The sequence below is a fragment of the Meiothermus sp. genome, from assembly GCF_026004075.1.
GTDB lineage: Bacteria > Deinococcota > Deinococci > Deinococcales > Thermaceae > Meiothermus.
Genome location: NZ_BPIK01000001.1, coordinates 217,512 through 235,015, shown reverse-complemented (window position 1 = coordinate 235,015; position 17,504 = coordinate 217,512). Strand labels below are relative to the sequence as shown.

General features: G+C 56.7%; 21 protein-coding genes. 4 read left to right on the top strand and 17 right to left on the bottom strand.

Annotation, left to right across the window (positions count from 1 at the left end; translation table 11 throughout):
- Positions 1-49: 49 nt before the first annotated feature.
- Positions 50-856 carry an IS5 family transposase gene (locus Q0X18_RS01155; RefSeq protein ID WP_119342530.1) on the top strand — a complete coding sequence of 269 codons (807 nt, stop codon included), beginning with the start codon at positions 50-52 and terminating at the stop codon, positions 854-856.
- A gap of 51 nt (positions 857-907) precedes the next feature.
- Here Q0X18_RS01155 and Q0X18_RS01150 read toward each other — a convergent pair whose 3' ends face one another.
- From Q0X18_RS01150 to Q0X18_RS01125, 6 genes are all read right to left on the bottom strand, one after another.
- Entirely contained in the window at positions 908-1,921 is a 1,014-nt protein-coding gene (locus Q0X18_RS01150; RefSeq protein ID WP_297557453.1) for a S41 family peptidase, read from the bottom strand.
- Between the two features lie 193 nt (positions 1,922-2,114).
- The gene (locus Q0X18_RS01145; protein WP_297557452.1) at positions 2,115-2,321 is read right to left on the bottom strand and encodes a class IIb bacteriocin, lactobin A/cerein 7B family; all 207 of its coding nucleotides are present in this window, start codon (positions 2,319-2,321) and stop codon (positions 2,115-2,117) included.
- A 97-nt stretch (positions 2,322-2,418) separates the two neighbouring features.
- A complete protein-coding gene (locus tag Q0X18_RS01140; RefSeq protein ID WP_297557451.1) occupies positions 2,419-2,580 on the bottom strand; it encodes a hypothetical protein in 162 nt (53 codons plus the stop codon).
- 244 nt (positions 2,581-2,824) lie between these two features.
- Positions 2,825-3,367, bottom strand: a complete 543-nt coding sequence (locus Q0X18_RS01135) for a type II CAAX prenyl endopeptidase Rce1 family protein (RefSeq protein ID WP_297557450.1) — start codon at positions 3,365-3,367, stop codon at positions 2,825-2,827.
- A gap of 328 nt (positions 3,368-3,695) precedes the next feature.
- Positions 3,696-3,971 (bottom strand): hypothetical protein, encoded by a 276-nt coding sequence (locus Q0X18_RS01130; RefSeq protein ID WP_297557448.1) that lies wholly within the window; start codon positions 3,969-3,971, stop codon positions 3,696-3,698.
- Positions 3,972-4,023: 52 nt separating this feature from the next.
- Positions 4,024-4,188 carry a hypothetical protein gene (locus Q0X18_RS01125; RefSeq protein WP_297557446.1) on the bottom strand — a complete coding sequence of 55 codons (165 nt, stop codon included), beginning with the start codon at positions 4,186-4,188 and terminating at the stop codon, positions 4,024-4,026.
- A gap of 426 nt (positions 4,189-4,614) precedes the next feature.
- Here Q0X18_RS01125 and Q0X18_RS01120 point away from each other — a divergent pair, with 426 nt between their 5' ends.
- On the top strand, positions 4,615-5,433 hold the full coding sequence (locus Q0X18_RS01120) for a transposase (RefSeq protein ID WP_297557444.1): 819 nt from the start codon (positions 4,615-4,617) through the stop codon (positions 5,431-5,433).
- Positions 5,434-5,609: 176 nt separating this feature from the next.
- Here the strand turns inward: Q0X18_RS01120 and Q0X18_RS01115 are convergent, their stop codons facing one another.
- The 9 genes from Q0X18_RS01115 to Q0X18_RS01075 form a co-directional block, all read right to left on the bottom strand.
- A complete protein-coding gene (locus Q0X18_RS01115; RefSeq protein WP_297557443.1) occupies positions 5,610-6,299 on the bottom strand; it encodes a type II CAAX prenyl endopeptidase Rce1 family protein in 690 nt (229 codons plus the stop codon).
- Positions 6,300-6,353: 54 nt separating this feature from the next.
- Complete coding sequence (locus Q0X18_RS01110; RefSeq protein ID WP_297557442.1) at positions 6,354-6,644, bottom strand: hypothetical protein; 291 nt, start codon at positions 6,642-6,644, stop codon at positions 6,354-6,356.
- 78 nt (positions 6,645-6,722) lie between these two features.
- Positions 6,723-6,887, bottom strand: a complete 165-nt coding sequence (locus tag Q0X18_RS01105; protein WP_297557440.1) for a hypothetical protein — start codon at positions 6,885-6,887, stop codon at positions 6,723-6,725.
- A gap of 138 nt (positions 6,888-7,025) precedes the next feature.
- Positions 7,026-7,790 (bottom strand): hypothetical protein, encoded by a 765-nt coding sequence (locus Q0X18_RS01100; RefSeq protein ID WP_297557438.1) that lies wholly within the window; start codon positions 7,788-7,790, stop codon positions 7,026-7,028.
- Positions 7,787-8,143, bottom strand: a complete 357-nt coding sequence (locus Q0X18_RS01095) for a hypothetical protein (protein ID WP_297557437.1) — start codon at positions 8,141-8,143, stop codon at positions 7,787-7,789. Before Q0X18_RS01095 ends, Q0X18_RS01100 begins: the two co-directional genes overlap by 4 nt.
- A gap of 138 nt (positions 8,144-8,281) precedes the next feature.
- Positions 8,282-8,851 carry a LuxR C-terminal-related transcriptional regulator gene (locus Q0X18_RS01090; protein WP_297557436.1) on the bottom strand — a complete coding sequence of 190 codons (570 nt, stop codon included), beginning with the start codon at positions 8,849-8,851 and terminating at the stop codon, positions 8,282-8,284.
- Positions 8,848-9,831, bottom strand: a complete 984-nt coding sequence (locus tag Q0X18_RS01085; RefSeq protein ID WP_297557434.1) for an efflux RND transporter periplasmic adaptor subunit — start codon at positions 9,829-9,831, stop codon at positions 8,848-8,850. The genes Q0X18_RS01090 and Q0X18_RS01085 overlap by 4 nt, the downstream gene beginning before the upstream one ends.
- Positions 9,832-9,834: 3 nt before the next feature.
- Positions 9,835-11,922 (bottom strand): peptidase domain-containing ABC transporter, encoded by a 2,088-nt coding sequence (locus Q0X18_RS01080; protein ID WP_297557432.1) that lies wholly within the window; start codon positions 11,920-11,922, stop codon positions 9,835-9,837.
- A gap of 608 nt (positions 11,923-12,530) precedes the next feature.
- A complete protein-coding gene (locus Q0X18_RS01075; protein ID WP_297557430.1) occupies positions 12,531-13,499 on the bottom strand; it encodes a D-alanine--D-alanine ligase family protein in 969 nt (322 codons plus the stop codon).
- Between the two features lie 130 nt (positions 13,500-13,629).
- Here Q0X18_RS01075 and Q0X18_RS01070 point away from each other — a divergent pair, with 130 nt between their 5' ends.
- Complete coding sequence (locus Q0X18_RS01070; protein ID WP_297557428.1) at positions 13,630-13,950, top strand: hypothetical protein; 321 nt, start codon at positions 13,630-13,632, stop codon at positions 13,948-13,950.
- A gap of 8 nt (positions 13,951-13,958) precedes the next feature.
- On the opposite strand, the gene Q0X18_RS01065 is transcribed toward Q0X18_RS01070, so the two are convergent.
- Complete coding sequence (locus Q0X18_RS01065; protein ID WP_297557426.1) at positions 13,959-14,765, bottom strand: DNA-formamidopyrimidine glycosylase; 807 nt, start codon at positions 14,763-14,765, stop codon at positions 13,959-13,961.
- A gap of 182 nt (positions 14,766-14,947) precedes the next feature.
- Between Q0X18_RS01065 and Q0X18_RS01060 the strand changes: the two genes are divergently transcribed.
- Positions 14,948-15,208 (top strand): glutaredoxin family protein, encoded by a 261-nt coding sequence (locus Q0X18_RS01060; protein WP_297557425.1) that lies wholly within the window; start codon positions 14,948-14,950, stop codon positions 15,206-15,208.
- 38 nt (positions 15,209-15,246) lie between these two features.
- On the opposite strand, the gene Q0X18_RS01055 is transcribed toward Q0X18_RS01060, so the two are convergent.
- Positions 15,247-17,088, bottom strand: coding sequence for a transcriptional regulator (locus Q0X18_RS01055; RefSeq protein ID WP_297557422.1), 1,842 nt, complete (start codon positions 17,086-17,088; stop codon positions 15,247-15,249).
- Positions 17,089-17,504 lie beyond the last annotated feature (416 nt).

The window sequence follows — 17,504 nt, the reverse complement described above, 5'->3', positions numbered from 1 at the left end:
ATCTACAAACCACCTTACCCAAATCAGGCACTGCAGTTATGTTTAGAGCATGAACCGCCGTGCTTACCCATCGGACGTCCGTGATGAGGAATGGGCTCTGGTGCTGCCCTATTTGACCCTCGCCCCGCTGGAAGCACCCCAGCGCAAGTACGACCTGCGCGAAGTGTTCAACGCCCTGCGCTGGATGGTTCGAACCGGTGCTCAGTGGGACTACCTGCCCCACGACTTCCCACCCCCCCATATCGTTCAGGCGCAAGCCTACCGCTGGATGAACCGGGGGGTCTTCGAAGACCTGGTACACGACCTGCGCATGACCCTGCGAATGCTCCAGGGCAAAGCCGCCCATCCCAGCGCTGCCATCTACGATGCTCGCACCCTACAGTCCACCCCGCAAAGTGGGGAGCGGGCCGGATACGATGGGTACAAACGACGCAAGGGAAGCAAAGTTCACCTGGCGGTAGATACCCTGGGGCATCTGCTGGCCCTGGTAGTAACGGCGGCCAGTGAACAGGAACGGGCCCAGGTGGGAGCCCTCAGTCAACAGGTGCAGGAAGTGACGGGGGAGCAGGTGGAAGTGGCCTTTGTGGATCAGGGTTACACTGGGGAGGAAGCGGCACAAGCGGCAGAGGCGGAAGGCATCGCCCTGTGTGTGGTCAAGGTGGAAGGGGCCAAACGAGGATTCGTGCTGCTGCCGAAGCGTTGGGTGGTGGAACGTTCGTTTGCCTGGACATCCCGGTTTCGCAGGCTGGCGCGAGACTATGAGCGGCTGGCTGAGACCTTGCGAGGTTGGCACTGGTTGGCTTTTTCGATTCTGATGACAGCGAAAACTGTGGAGCTTTTACGAACAGCTAGTTAGCAGGCTCTAAGCAATACTACCGGAATGCACGCCTACTCCCTTCGGTCAGCCCTAATCCTTTGGTGAAGGATTAGAGCGGAACCGGTACCCATCGAGCTTGCTTAGCTGAAAACCCAAATCACGCTCCATCTCTACGATGCTCATCTCGGGTTTGACACTAGGTGGTAATCCACGAACAATGCTAGAGGTCACATAAATAGTCCTTCCAGCAGCTTTGACGGGCGTGATTGAGGTATTTCCCATTCCAGCCGAGGACTGATCTCCGACAAAAATCACCTTTTGTGATGAGTATTTTTTCAGGACGAGCGCCATATACTCGCATGCACTCGCAGTACCTCTGTTGACAACGATGTAAATGGCCTTTGGGTATACCTTCTTTGCCGAGGGAAGCTCGAGGGAGAAAGCAACCTTGCTGCGCACACCTTTATCTGTAAACTGCCTCGGCTCGAGAATCGAAGAAAGTGCGCGAAGCATCCAGACCGGGCTATAACTCGCCTCAACCACTGTGCCACTAGATATGAACGGCGAGGCCAGCGCAAGAGCAGCCCAATCCCTTCCGCCACCGCAGTCCCTGAGGTCTAGAACCAAATGATGTTGAGAAGCAGTTGTAGCTAAAAATTCTGCAATCGGGTTCAGGAACCGAATATTCGGCTCGCGACCCCCGATCGGGTGAGGAAGCCTGAGATCGGGAATCCTAAGATACTTTACCTTTCCTAAACTAATGGCCGCTTGCCCAAAAGCAGTAGAGCGCGAGGGCTCTCTTCGCTTAGTCAGACCAAAATCGTTTCCAGCCATATGTGGGTCAAGTGCCCTTAGGTGATTTCCTATACAGGCGGCATTGGATTCACCACACTCTAAAACTTTGGCGACAAAAACCTTGGCTTTTTCTTTGTCGAAAAAATTCCTATAGACCGCTCGAGCTACCTGAGCGTTCAATGAGTTGCCCCTAATACTAGGGTTGAAACCCACAAGTAGCCACTGCACCGCGAGTATGACTCCGGCAACTCCAAATATCCCCCCAAGACATAAAAGTGAAATCGAGATCAAACGAATGATTTTCTTCATCTTGAACACAAGGCGAGCTAACTGATGTCGACTCGGCTTCCTCTCTGATGCGCATTTCGGCAGTATCGTTCACTTTTGAAAGCCTAAACGATACTGCCGAAATGCTTTTCTACTCCCTTTGGTCAGCTTGAATCCTTCATCTCTGACTGTGTCCAATGGTGAGGACTTAGGCGGAAACGGTATGAGAAGTTATCTATTTGCCTGAGGGGGCGCAAAAGTTAGGAGTGTTGATGCTAGAAGAAGACTCGGGATTGTTATCACGTAAAGCGTTGATAACCATAGAAACTCCTGCACCGATACCCGCTGCTGCAACTCCAACTGAAGCTATGACCCATGCCGCCGCCGGGATAACCCCGCCCTCAATGGTTTCCAGTTCCTCTACGCTAAGTTCACGAATCATGCTCCTACCTCCCACAAAAATTCGCTACAAGGTTTTTGGACAATGACGCCTCCATGCCACGGTGGACGCAGTTTCAAAAACACGGTTGAAAGCCATGCTACCGCTCCTCCGGCAGCTTGGGCGGTGAAACAATCCCCCCGCGGGGCCAGGGCTCCGGCAGCGTGGGAAGCTGGGTTATCAGCTTCAGCCATGCGCTGGGCTCGGTCGCACCACCCACCACCTGCTCCATCTCCTCAGCCTCGAGCTCTCGAAGTTTCATCGGTTTCACCTCCTTTCCTGACACCCCCAATCTAGGCGGTTTCGACCTCGTAGGGGAGTGAAAAGTTACCGGTTTTTTGAAGGATTGCCTTAATGATTGGTTCAGGGGCCAGACCAAAGTAGCGCAGTACCACATCGGCGCGGGTCTCGGCACCCAGTGCCCGCTTGAAGGTGCTAACCAGGTTGGCCGTGCGACGCTGGCTTGTGTTTCGCTGTACCGAGGCGGCAAAGTTCTAGTTCCCAGTTCACACCAGAGCATTATGTGCTAAATGACACAAAATCGAGGGCCATACAGATTGTGTTTTCCTCATCAGCCACAAAAGTAAAAGGCCTTGGAGTAACATGGCGAAAAAATAGCTGATCAGCACGGTCTTTAGAAAAGCATTTTTGTACGGGGAGTCGCTCAAATCCACCCCCCACCTTCTTTCGATTCTTTGCAAACTATGCGGATGAGCAACTGCCCACAAAAGTGCATTTAATAAGGGGTGTGATAGACCATTCACCAAATACCCAGCTCTGAATATCTCCTCGTTGAAACCACTTAGAAAAGATTGATATTGAGTTGGACTTACACTAGTAAGAGGCAGCTCAAATAATTTAGCCGGGGAAGAAGTTGGCACACCATACTTCGTTGCAGGAACGCCCACGGCAACTAAGTAAACCGCGATACCTGCAGCCAGAACAACTATGCTTAGGTACAAAGAACGAGATTTGTTTGCTGGAAGGCGCATCAGGTCGATCAAACCTGGATGCAATAACTTCAATCTATAAAGTGCAATGACGATCAACGGGACTATCCAGTATATCGCAGAAACAGTGAATACTTGCACTGCTATACTACCTGTTATTGTCAAGGAAGTTGCAAATAGAAAAGACCACAATGCCCAACTTCGGATAAAGCTCATGATGCAAAGGAGACCGGATATGGCATAAAATATGAGAATGAAAGAAAGTCCGCTCTCATTGCTGTGGTATCGAGCTAACAAAAAAATACCCCAGAAAGTGACCGCACCTGTAATTAAGGGATTGATGAGTGTTTGAGGCACGCAAATCTCTCCAGTCTACTCTAGGCAGGCGGGGCTCATGTGAGCCCAGCTCGTGAGATGAAATTGTGATTCAACGATCAGCAATAACTACCAACCTTCCCCCTCCTCCGGTTACTTCACTTATTGAGGGTTGGTTACTTTTGGGTTTGTCATACCAACCGCTAGACTGGTCGTAAAGAACAGGTGTTGGCTCGGAACTACCACCCGTTTTACTCATCTCTTCTAGCTTTTCTCTAATCCAGTCTACGGTGGCTGCGTCTGATAAAAATTTCCAAGCTCTGCAATAAATATTGCAGCCTCCAATGACCATCTCTGCTTCATCAGTTGAAAGTTCTTTGACCTTCATGCTTCCTCCTGAACGGAACACGAAACCAACCGACTGTTCTTTAACAGACCACTTACTCCCGCTCCGCCAGCTGCCTGGGGGGAGGAACAATCCCCCTGCGAGGCCATGGCTCCGGCAGCGTGGGAAGCTGGGTTATCAGCTTCAGCCATGCGCTGGGCTCGGTCGCACCACCCACCACCTGCTCCGTCTCCTCAGCCTCGAGCTCTCGAAGTTTCATCGGGCTCACCTCCTTTCTTGACACCTCCAATCTAGGCGGTTTCCACCTCTTGCAGAAGTGAAAAGTTACCGGTTTTTTGAAGGGTCGCCTTAATCAAGAGATTGAACCCAGGATCAAGAAGGCGATGATAAAGAGGAACCGTGCTGTGGGCTATAGTGAGAAGCCCGGTCAGCACGGTAACTCTGTACGATGTCTGAAGTCGTACAAGGCAGTTTATCGCATCTGGCAGGGTGGGAAAGGCAATACGTGTTGGGCCTGCTGGAGTCCGAGCATAAGAGCCCCAGCGCGTTGGCCTCGGGAGGGTGGTCTGGGCACAGCGCCAGCTACGGGTGTAGGTTGCTGAAGCGGGAAGCCAAACCCTACGAGCGCAGCCGCTTGGAACGGCTGAGGCTGGCCCCCAGAGGGATGTATTAGGGGGTGGACTTGGTGCCTGTGGAGCACCAGGGGTGTTGGATCGAGGGGGTGGATCGGGTCTATTCGAGCAGTGATAAAGCCCCGGTCTGGGGTCATAACCTGCTGTCCAGCGGGCTGGTACGTTTGGGAGAGCCGCCCTATCCGTTGAGCCTGGAGGGTTTTCCCAGCGCAGCGATGGCCTCTGAACCCTACGCCTACCGCACCCCCGGACAGGCTTTGTTGCAAAGCGTAAAGGTGGTCACGGAAGCGGGGTATGACCTCAAGGGGGTGGTGTTCGACAACCAGTTTGCGGGCCAGGTGCATCTAGCAGGCTTGTGCGCTCAAAACGTTCCTTTCGTGGCCAGAGCACGCCTGAATCAAAAGGTGGAGGTGGAGCTTGAAGGTGAAGCTCGGCGTCTATCTATCCGCGAACTGGGTGAACAATATCCACCTGGTAAAGCCCGCTACTACAAGCGCTTCGGCTGGTACGCCAAACGGCTCAGGGTCACCCTGGCTGACCTGGGCTCGCTCGACGTGTTGCTGGTCTGGCTACCCCACCAGGAGGGCGCCCTATTGTCCACCTTGCCAACGGGTGTTCAAGAGGTCATCGCGGCTTGGAAAGCCCGCTGGGATCTGGAGCGTGTACACCGCCTGCTCAAGCAGAACCTGGGCCTGTGCAAATGCCTCTGTCGTTCTTATGCTGCCCAGCTCAAGCACGCCGACCTCACCCTTACTGCCCTGCTCTGTATCCGAAAGCAAAAACAGCTATCCCCTGCGCTTTCCTGGCGTAAGGCTCAGCTACTATCCGCTCAATCCCTCAGACGGCAGCTTCTGACCGGCCTTTCTGCCTGACCTTACTGGCTGGGTGCTCTTTATCTCAGTATTTCTGCTTGTGGTTCAATCTCTTGATCAAAATTCTTGCCTTGCCGTTCTAACTGTTAAGATTGACCTAACGGTGGCCGAAATAAAATCCCGCAAAAAGCACAGCTCCGATTGCTAGGAGGCGTCTCAAAAAAACTTCTTCACTGCTACCTAGTGCTTCTTGCGCACCGCTCAAAACGTCCAACGGAAAAACCAACCAACCAAGCAGCAGCAAGATATGAGAAAACAAGAACTATCCACAGAAATGCCTGACCATCAGGTTGGGATGGCCGAATATCAATAGGATTGAGATTTATAGCTAAATGAATAAAGAAGGCTCCCCAAATCGAGCCTGACTTTATTGCGTATCGAAGTAGGAGTAAACCTAACAGTAGAAAATTTAGGATTATCATCCAGCGATCCCAAATGGACATACCAGAAATAAGTGCATCTGAACTGAGGCTTTTGGAATCAATCAAGTGTCCAAAAGCCCACAAGGCAGAATTAAGAAGGTATGATTGAAACCCCAATAAATATAAACCTAATCGACCAGCCTCCTCAAAAAAATTTACAAAGGGTGTCGTCCACTGCACACCTCGGCTTAACGAAGCACTGTACATGAGTCCTCTAAATACGGAGTCGAATATCAGCACCAAAAATATAACGGGAATAATCGTTCTCCCTGGCAGCGAAAAGTATTGTCGATACTTTTTATGGTTGATTGCAAGATACCCTGCCCCTACGATGAAAAAAAGCAGCGCTGGTAAACGCACAAATGCATTGCTGCCAAAGAAGTGCAGAGCGATAGCGTTGTAAGCGATCACTATCGCCGCAATAAAGTAAATGTAATAAATCACAAACCGTCTCCTTAAGGGGTGAGAGATCGATTCCACTCACCCCATATTCGAAAATCAGAAAGCTTTTCCTCCTGAGTACTTCTCACCTTCACGCTCACTTATACCGTAAGGATCCCAGTATGGACGATCAATACCCATTACAGAATCAAAAGCTGTTGATACCGAACGCAAGGGCCCGCTGAAAGCCTCAGACTCTTTCTCATTGAGCTCAATGGGGCCAAAATTAAACTCTGAACGATAGCTCCATTTTCCATCCTCGTAACACACTTTTCCGAGACCAAGGTCAACACAAATTCCACCTACTACGTGTTCCAAGGCTTCTTCGCCCAAATCTATGAGTTTCATTTTCACCACCCACCTTTATCTAGCGGTCTGGTAACAAATTTACGGACTTTCCGGTCGCTCTGATTTAGATTCCAACAGCTACTCCCGCTCCTCCGGCAGCTTGGGCGGTGAAACAATCCCCCCGCGGGGCCAGGGCTCCGGCAGCGTGGGAAGCTGGGTTATCAGCTTCAGCCATGCGCTGGGCTCGGTCGCACCACCCACCACCTGCTCCATCTCCTCAGGCTCGAGCTCTCGAAGTTTCATCGGGCTCACCTCCTTTCTTGACACCTCCAATCTAGGCAGTTTCGACCTCGTGCGGGAGTGAAAAGTTACCGGTTTTTTGAAGGGTCGCCTTAATGATTAGAGTTGCGAACAGATATGCTTATGAACAGCCATTTTACGCTACCGCCTCAGGTTGATTATGCCAATGGTGAATAACCCTGCGGTAGAAAAAATAAAAATAAGGTAGTTGACTACAATTAATTCGTGGATCACCACCAAGGGAAAGGAATTTACCAAAAAATGAACCCCAATTGCCCAAAAAAGACCAACTCTCAGTGTTATAGCAAGGCTAGCTAAGCCAAAAGCAGCAGTACCAAAGGGCATCATAAGCACAAAGCCTGGAAATTGTGCCATCAGGTCAGCATAGCTTGCCAAATGAGTGAAACCGAACCAGGCTGAATTTAGCCAGACTGCGGCCCAGAAAGTTCCCCGAAACAGCTCGTATATACCCATTCGTTCAATTTCTTCTAGCGCTACCCCAAACAGCATTTGGGCACTCAACTCTTCGGCAGCCAAACGTACGCCGGGCACTGGAGTCTTCAATTCTCCAGATAAAGCTGTCAAGGTCGCCAACGTCATGCTACTAAGCGACCACACGGCAACAAGCATCAGTAGATCGCTCCATTTGGGCTTGCCTACTAGCGGAAAAGATGGTTTGAGACCATCCCGATAGTATTTGGCTATCCAACCCACTAAGAGACCATTTAGGGAGTAAAGCCACAAAACCACTGTGGCAACTGCGGCGATAGACTCTGCAACACCCTGATCCATAGTAGCTTTACCAGCCAGTTCGTATTTTGTAACATACAGAACAAACTGGCTGGCCCTCATAAATATGTACTGATTTTTAGGAACCTTTTGCAGGTCTGTAGTTTCATGTTTCACGGCCAGCGGTCATATGGATCACCGTTACGAATTTCATGACCATCCATGTAAATACTGTGGGAATAAACTGTTCTGACTTCTGCGTCTGTGAGCCCAACACCACTGCCCAAACCACTCGTCTCGGAAGACTGGGGATCATATAGTCTGGGACTGTACCCAAACGCATTCAAAATATCCTCCCCACCTGCACCGCCAGCCGGAGAACGGGCATTTGATGGAATATAAGGCCCTGCCCCAGTTCCACCGCCGCATCCCACATCGTAAACGACTGCTGAATTCGATCCCGAGCCTACACACACATTACCTCCTAAAGTTTCATGCAACTGTGTTTCGGTCAGTTCAAATAGTTTCATAACCCCCCTCTTGCCAAACTATCCCCAGACTCTGTTTCCAGTTCAAAACAGGGTTAGTAACCCACCACCTACTCCATCTCCTCAGGCTCGAGCTCTCGAAGTTTCATCGGGTTCACCCCCTTTCCTGACACCTCCAATCTAGGCGGTTTCGACCTCGTGCGGAAGTGAAAAGTTACCGGCTTTTTGAAGAATTGCCTTTGCCTTAATGATTGGTTCAGGGGCCAGACCAAAATAGCGCAGTACCACATCGGCGCGGGTCTCAGCACCCAGTGCCCGCTTGACGGTGCTGACCAGGTTGGCCGTGCGACGCGGACTGATGCCGAGATGGGCAGATATCGCTTCGTTACAAACACCGCCAACCAGCAACCGCAGTACGGCGCGTTCCTTTCGTGTAAGACCAATCTCCCCAAGCCTGGGCAAGACCCTTTGCCCCTCCGAAACCTGCTGCAGCGTCCACCTGAGGAAGTCTAGACCCGCACCCTCCAGTACCAGGCCAGCAGGGCCCAGTGCAACCAGGTCGGAAAGGTAGTAAGGCGAGTCCGAGGCAGTCTTGACCACGCAAGGCCCTTGCACGCCTGGAAGCAAGGCCAGGGCGCTGCCCAGGGGGTAGTCGGCTACCAGCACCACCGCACGGCGCAGGGGCAGGTTACCTAAGGCCAGGGTCAGGCTTTCCTGAATCAGCCTCGAGCCGCTCAATACCCGGATCATCCCCACGGGTTCACCCCCCGTACCCAGTCCCAGAGCAAGCTCAACGCGCTGCGCCTTGCCGCAACAATTCGCGCCTCGCCCAACATACCCGGAACAACCTGCCGGGTGCCCTCGGCGCTGGAGAGCGTTAGTGAGGGCAGCGAAATCTCTATCTCGTATACGGCTTGGTTGTTGTAAACCACTGTGCTGGGGGATATGCGCTCAACCGTACCGCGGCTGGTTCCAAAGCGCTGGCGTGGGAAGGCGTTCCAGGCCACCTCGGCCTCGGCTTTTGCACGCAGTTTGGGCCGTTCCCGCTCGGGCAGGTAGGCCCTGAAAACCAGCGGTACGTCCTGGGGGAGTATCTCGGCCAGCACCTGCCCCGCCATCACCGGCTCGCCCGCCCGGTGGCTTGAGAGCGTGAGTATACGTCCGGTCGCCGGGCTGTTTAGGTGAATGTTTCGGCGGCTTTTGAGGGCCTGGGCCTGGGCTCGCAGGGTGCTAACCCTGGCCTCGGCCACCCTGACGGCAGCCTCGGCTTGGCGCAGGTTTTCCAGGGCCTCGAGGTACTCCACACGCGCGATGGCTCCTACCTGATAAAGGCTGGTCTGGATTTGGGCGATGCGCCGACGCTGCGCGAGCTGTTCGCGTACCTGGGCCAGGGTTCGCACGGCTTCTTCGGCCTGGGCCATAGCGGTCTGAAGCTGTAAGCGGGCTTCCTCCGGGCTGCTGCCCAGGCCATCCAGGGTGTAAAGCCGCTGTCCTTTTTGCACGAGCTGGCCGGGCTGCACGCCTACATAGGCGAGCCGTCCGCCGGAAGGAGCCAGTACCCGCAGCACCTGGCCCCTGGGTTCCAGTGCGCCCGGCGCAAGGGCATACACCTGCACCGGTGTCAACCAAGCCCCCACCACCAGGGTGCCCAGAATTAGGAGCAGCAGCCACAGCACCCAGCGGCTTTTGCGGGCAGGCGGGAGTTCCCACTCGAGGCGGCCCTGGCTCATTGCCTACACCTCCTGCAACACCGGTTCGACGGGCTTCAGAACCCCATCCTGCAGCGCGAAGACTTGATCGGCAGGCTCGAGCAGGGCAGGCCGGTGGGTGATCACCAGCAGGGTACGCTCACCCTTCAAAGCCCGGAGCAAGGCGACAATTTGGCGCTCCTTATCGGGGTCGAGGGTGGCAGTGGGCTCGTCCAGAATTAGCAGGTCGGCAGGGCTTAGGAGGGCGCGGGCCACCCCCAGCAGTTGCCGCTCGCCGCTACTGAAGCGGTAGAGGCTCTCGCCACCCACCACGGTGTCGAGCCCCTCGGGTAAGCGCCGTACCGCAGGCATGAGGCCCACCAGCTTCAGAACCCGCCAAAGTCTTTCCTCCGGCAGGGGGTGCCCCAGGCTCAGGTTTTCGCGCAGGGTCGCGTAGAACAGGGGCACCTCCTGGCGCAAATACGCCACCCGCTCCCGTACCGCATCGGGGGAAAGCTCGGCCAGGTTCCGCCCATCCCAGCTAATACGACCCGATTGGGGCTCGAGCATCCGCGCCAGCAACCCCCCCAGGGTGCTCTTGCCCACCCCATTGGGCCCTACAATCGCGGTGTAGCTCCCTTTGGGCAGCTCCAGGCACAGGTCTTTGAGCAGGGGGCGCTGGGGCAGGTAGCTAAAGCAGAGATGCTCGAGGGCAATGGCCCGCTCGAGGGGGCGCAACACGGCGTTCTTTTGTTCCTGTTCGGGCTCGAGTTCGACCACCTCGGCCAGGCGGTCGGAGGCCACAATACCTTGCTGAATGGCCATTACAGTGCCGCTCAGGGTACCCAGGGCCGCCGTGACCCCCTGTACCAAACCGTAGGCGGCCACCAACTGGCCCACGGTCAGCTCGTGGCGCAAGACCAGTCCGGCGCCATACCACAGCAAAAATAGGCTAAATAGCCCACCCAGCAAGGCCACCAAAGCCCCACCCCAGTTGGAGAGCAGAAATCCCTGCCAGAGAATGTCGTTCAGGCCGGCAATCTGGTCTCGGCCTCGGCTCAGCGCCCATCCCTCTCCCCGCAAGGCCTTGAGGGCCGTCACCCCTTCCAGACTCCCCAGCACGTAGCTATCAACCTCGGCACCTTTGCGCAGGCTCTGGCGACTGTTATCGCGCAAACGTGGGGCCAGCCAGAGCAGATACACCAGATGAATGGGAACCACCAGAAGCGCCACCCAGGCCAGTTTGGGGTTGTAGGTGAAAAGCAACACAAAACTCAACACCAGGGTGAGTAGGGTCGGGGGCAATCCCACCAACAGGTTGCGCAGGATGCTTTCAACCTGGCCCAGATCGCCGAACCGCGAGAGCAGGTCGCCAGGCAGCCGGGCCTCGAGCGTCCGCAGCGGCAAGCGCAGCAGATGGTGCAGGTAGCTTAGTTTGAGCCGGTAGTTGAGGCGCATCGAGAGCTGGGTAGCCAGGTGCGCCCGCAGGCTCACCAGCAAGGTCTGGAAAAAGGTCAGAGCGAAAATCGCCACCAGCAGATAAGGCAGCAGACTCTCCTCACGGAAGGTCAGCACCCGGTCGAAGACCAGTTGGCTCAAGACAGGCCCACCCAAGCCCAGAAGGCTCAGGGCGATGGTGGCCAGGGTGAGCTCCAGCAGCACCCCACCCGTGCCGCGAAAATGTGCCAGGTGGGCCAGGAAGCCCTTGATTCCCCTCTTGCCCACAAAGTTGCCCCGTTCGAAGGCAGGCCCCGGCTTAAGCCACAACAGCTTGCCCGTCCACTTCTTTTGCAGTTCCTCGAGCCCAATCCAACGCAACCCCACCGCGGGATCGGCAATCTGAACCTTGCGCGGGGTGAGGCGAACCAGAACCACGTAGTGGTTGTACTCCCAGTGCAGCACCAGAGGGGGTTTTAGGGTTTGGAGCACTTCCAGATCCGCTTCCAGCGCCCGAACCTCGAGGCCGAGCTGCCTACCAGCACGCACCAAGCCTAGCATCGAGGTGCCCGACTGGGTGGTACCGGCTAATGTCCGTAGCCGGTACAGCGGTTCCTTCCGACCCCAGTACCCCAGCACCATGGCCAGGCAGGCCGGCCCACAGTCGGTGCGATCCACCTGGCGAACCAACTTCATCGCGCTCAGGGTAGAAATTCAGACTAAAAACTTTCTAAAGTCATGATTCGCACACCGGTTTCTCCATCCCGCTGGCTTCACTACCTGATAGCGTTGCTGGCGTTTCCACTTCCTTGGTTGGTAAGCCTTTGGTTGCCAGGTTGGCCGGTGGCAGAGGTTGGGTTTTCGCTGGCTTTTAGTCTGGCTGCAGGCGCCTTGCTTGGCATTGCTTTACACATAAAGCAGAGAGGTTTCTGGGGCCCCAAAAGTGCAGCTATCGTGTTTGCAATCCTGTTTGGCTGGTGGGCCACAGCCACTATTCTGAATTTTTCCTCACAGGTGCTTCGGCAAAACGTTTTGTTGCTGGCCCTGATTCTTGTGGGGGTAGGCCTGGTGCTGATGTTTTTTTATCGGAGCCTCAACAAAGCGCGTAACCACCCTAGCTAGTGCAAACACCTGGGCTAAGAGGGCACTATGGCTTCAAATACCATGCTAAAAAGGTATCTCCCGAACCTGTTGATTGCGCTTTTATTGGTTTTTCCACAAAAACGAGTTATGCGAGTCCACCGGGTAAATCGGTATTGAAGTGACCTATAGGTGAGCCAGGAGCGGCTGTTGCGTTGCCTGGCTCACGGCTCGAGGGCCAGCCGCACCAGCCGGTCGAGCAGGTCGGGGTAGGCCAGGCCGGTGGCCTGCCAGAGCTTGGGGTACATGCTGGTGGGGGTAAAACCAGGGATGGTGTTGAACTCGTTGAGATAAAGCTCCCCCTGGGGCGACAGGAAAAAGTCTACCCGCGCCATCCCGCGCACGCCCAAAATGCGGTAAGCCGCAATGGCAGTGGCGCGAATCTCGTCCGAGAGTTCGGGGGGGATGGGGGCGGGCAGGTGAAGCTGGGCTTTGCCCTCGGTGTATTTGGTCTCGTAGTCGTAGAACTCGGCCTGGTAGGTAATCTCGCCCACCACGCTGGCCTCAGCGTGAATGTTGCCCAAAAGGGCCACCTCGAGCTCCCGCACCCCTTCAATGCCCTGCTCCACCAGCACCTTATCGTCCCAGGCGAAAGCCTCGGCCAGGGCTCGAGTTGCGTCCTGGTCGGCCTTGACCTTGGAGATGCCCACCGAGGAGCCGGTGTTGGCCGGCTTCACGAAGTAGGGCGGGGGGAAGGGCGGCTGGGGGGTTGGTTCGCCTTTGTACAGGGTCACCCAGGGCACCACCGGGATACCGGCCTGGCGCAGCACCCGCTTGCAGAGATCCTTGTCCATGCACAGCGCCGAGCTGGCCACGCCCGCCCCCACATAGGGCCGCCGCAGGAGCTGTAAAAACCCCTGGATCACCCCATCCTCGCCCAGGGGGCCGTGCAGCAGCGGAAAGACCACATCGTAGTGTTGCCAGGGAACGGGAGGCGGGAAGGGATGGGTGCCGTGTTCGGCCACGCCGGCCCGCAAGGCTTCGTGCGCGTCCTCGCCCAGCAGCCACCCGCCATCTTTGGCCATCACGGCCAGCTCGGTGGGGTGGGGCATGGCCGCCAGCACCCCCCGCGCCGAGGAGAGCGAGACCTCGTGTTCGCCGGGGGGGCCGCCGGCCAGCAGTAGAACCTTCAACAGGCCCCTCCCACCGGTTGAGCGTTCGACGGATTGGTAAGGAGTACAATGTGTAATTGGCTCATATAGATGATGATACTACCCAACGACTGCCTCGCTGTAGCCGCCCATAACACACTAGACTAGGGCCATGAGCTGGCTTGCAGTTTTTCTGGCCCTCTTTGTGCTCATCGCCCTGTTTGGCCTGGTCAACTACTGGGGCTACCGGCGGGTCGAGCAGGCCCAGCGGGCCTGGTTTCGCCAGATGCTGGGCGAGGGGGTGAACCTCGAGGCCTTCCTCCAGTCGGCCCCTTACGAGTACAAACCCCTCAAGGGCAGCAAGGCCTACGGTATCGTGGATAAGCGCACCGGCCTCGAGGTCTACCGGGTCAAAACCCCCGAGGAGGCCGAGGCCTGGATTGTGACCAATACCCTGGCCGAGCAGGGGAAGCTACCGAAAAAGTCTGGCTGAACTGCATCCTAGCGGCTATTTTGCTGGCACTGCGGGCAAAAGTGGGTTCCACGCCCGCCCACCACAATTTTGGCAATCCGGCCCGTGCAGCCCTTGCGCTTGCAGGGCTGGCCGGTGCGGTCGTAGGCGTTGTGCTGGAACTGGAAGTAGCCGGGTTCGCCATCGGGCTGCCGGTAACTCGCATCCGAGAGCGTGGAGCCCCCAGCCTCCACCGCCCGCTCCATCACCTCCCGGATGGCCTTGTACAGCCGCCGGACTTCGGGACTTGAAAGCGAGGCAGCAGGCCGCTCGGGGTGGATTCTGCTCAGCCACAGCGACTCGTCGGCGTAGATATTGCCCACCCCCGCCACCGCCTCTTGCGAGAGCAGTACCTCCTTGATTTTCCGAGCAGTGCGGAGTGCCTGCTGGAAGTGCGCGAGGGTGAAATCGTCCGAGAGCGGTTCGGGCCCCATGCGGCGCAGCAGGTCAATCTCGCGGTAGTCACCCGCCTCCACCACCCACCACTTCCCAAAGCGCCGGGGGTCGGTGTAGTAGAGGGTTTGGTGGGGCAGGTGCAGGGTTACCCGGGTGTGCCGGTGCGGCTCGAAGCGGAAGCCCCCGGTCATACCCAGGTGCACGATGAGTTCCAGGTTCTTGTCCAGGTGCAGGATCAGGTACTTGCCCCGGCGCGAAGTACCCAGCACCCTGCGCCCTTCGGCCCGCTCGGTGTTGCGGTAGCGGGCGGGGTCTTGGTGCTGGAGTTGTTGGATGCGCTGGCCCAGCAGGTAGGGCTCGAGGATACGCCGGGTGGTCTCCACTTCGGGTAGTTCGGGCATGGCCGCATACAGTTATACCAATCCTTAGCCGGGGCGACCTTGTTGCGCACGACGAAGAGTCTTTTAGCGATATTCTTCGATCCGTATTGGGATGGCCCATTGTTCGGGCACGCCTCTCCCCTATGGCACGTTAGCTAGAATACACTGTGTAGCCCAGGTCTTCTCTAAACTGCTGGCTGGCTATGATTACGATGTACACAACCTCCTGGTGCCCCGACTGCCGCGCCGCCAAACAAGCCCTTGCAACCCTCGGTCTGCCCTTCCAGGAAGTCAATATCGAGCAAGACCCCAGCGCAGCCGAGCTGGTGATGAAGGTCAACAACGGTAAGCGCAGTGTGCCCACCCTGGTGTATGGCGAGCACGCCGCTTCGATGAGCCGCTTCTCCATCAGCAAGCTCAGGGCCTGGATCGAGCAGGTTGGCCTTCAATCAGGTCAGCAATAAACGAACACTGCCTTCTTTTTTGCGAAGCAGGCAACACTTTAGCTTTTCCTCGCGGCTTCTACCGCGTTACGAAAAAATTCGTATGCCTCCACTTTGGCGGCCGATTGGGTCAGGGCTGCTGGAGCAATACGGTAGGAGGTAACTTCCAGATCGATCAGGCCGCTCTCGGCACTGCTGGTCAGACGAACGCTGGCCCCGGCAGGTATCCGGAACCAGACATCAAGTTCTTCTTGCAGTGGCAGCAACAGCGCATTATCGGCCAAGGCCCCAGCCTGGATGCCGGAAAGGAAAATGACGCGGGCTTCGCGGGGCTCCTGAATCTCGAGCATGAGGGGTGCGGCGCGACCCGAAATACCAACCCCCAGCGGGTTTTCTACGTAGGCGTTACCCTTGAGGTGCAGCAACGAAGCTTCGTCGTGTGCAGCCCAGATAATACCCGAGGTTGTGCTGAGGGAGGGGGTACGTGCCCAGCGCACATGGCGTCCGTCTACCTCAAAGCCCTGACCAAAGCGGGCCTCCTCCAGTAACGCCAGCTCGCTGCCTTTAGCCACTTCACTGATACTGGGCTTCATTGGCAGGGCTTCATTCATGCCCAACCAGGCCTTGAGGCCGTAGCGCGTCCAGCCGGGTAGCGTATTGACAAAGGTACCCCAGTCGGCGGTGTCCCCGGCCATCAGGCGGTGGTAAGCCTCGGCCATGCGCTGCTCCTCCATTGCACACTGCAGGGCAGCCTGACGGTGATACTGCTGGCGTCGGCCTGGCTGCAACCCCAGGTACAGCACCCGACGGCTGGCATCGTCGGAGAACTGCCACTGTCCCGCATAAACCAACCAACCCCGGCGCTCGAGTTCATCCAGGTAGGGCGTGGCCTCGAGGGCATCCAGCAGGCCCTGGCTGTAGGGGCCGGGATGTACCGATAGGCGCTCCAGGGCCAGCCGGGCCTCCAGCGATAGCATCCGGGCCTCGAGCTGCACCTGGGCCCGCACCCGTTGGGGCAGGGGCATCTCGGTGCCGTTGTGAGGCACAGCCAGCAGCTCCCGCAGGTGACCGGGCGAGCCCCCTGAGGCCAAAAACAGCCGCGCCGCCTGCGCAAAAGGAAGATTTGAGAGCATGGAAGCCCGGGCCTCTGCCCAGGATAGGGGGGGTAAGGCGATATAGCGGGTGCGCTCGGCGGGGTAGTGGCTCCTGAGTTCCAGGATGAGCTTGGGGTCTTCACCGTAAGAGGAGCGTTCCACCACCCACAGCCCGTCCCGGTCGGTAAGGATGCGCTCTATCGAGACATCTGTATAGGGGGGGCGCAGGTAGTGCAGGGCCTTACCTCCCCCTCGAGGGCCTTCCAGAAAGGGCATCCCCAGAGCTTTGGCCAGGGCCTGAGCAAAGGCCGTGCGTCCAGAACCAGGCCGTCCGGTCAGAATCAGCACCGAGGGCAAAATGATCTGCGAGGCCACCTCCTGCACCAAACGCTCGCGCCCCACCATGCCGGAGCTACTAGCCATAAGCTGTGAACGCTGGCCCTCGAGCCAGGCCCTGAACTCCACCGAGATATCCTCCAGCCCTTCCATGGGCGCCCCCGGCGCCGGGGTGCGATCCAGGGTCACGAAAGGCGGGAGTTGCAAGGGGTCTTCACCGGCTTTAAACAAAGTGTAGCCCAAGGGGGCCAGGGCCTGACTCAGGCGGTGCAGCTCAACCCGCAGGTTCTGCGAGGCCGCCGAGTGGCCCCAGAGCAGATCCGCCAGTACTTCGCGTCGGGTAGCCCCTTCCAGGGCGAGGTAATACAAAATGGCCAGACCCTTGCGTTGGAGCTTTAATTCGCGGCCTTGGTACTCCAGCCGGGCCGGGCCCCATAGCTTAAGTTGGATGGATCCTCCAGGTTTATTCATGCACTTGCTCCTTGCAAATCCCTTGGGGGCCCAGGTAATACGGGCGCATAGCCCAAAACCCGGTAGCGAAAATCCCGGCGCAAAGACCATGCCGGCTACAACCGCAGGTTGTGCGGGGTACTATGAGGGCATTAGAATATACCGCCAAGGCCAAATCTGCGCGGGGTTGTTTTCGCAAGCCCTGCCAGAAAACAGATACCACCAGATGGCTCGAGCCATCTTGCTTGGTCGTTTGTTTCTTACCTCCTTTTCTCAAGGCGTGAACTCCTTCGTTAAACCTCTCATGCAGGGTAACACGGTGAAAACCAATCCCGTGTGCAAAATGCACATCCACGTAACACCTCTGTCCTGGTAGAGGGGTTAGGCGTTAAGCTTAGTCCGTGCCCAGTTGTGATGAATAAACCTAAGCAACGCAC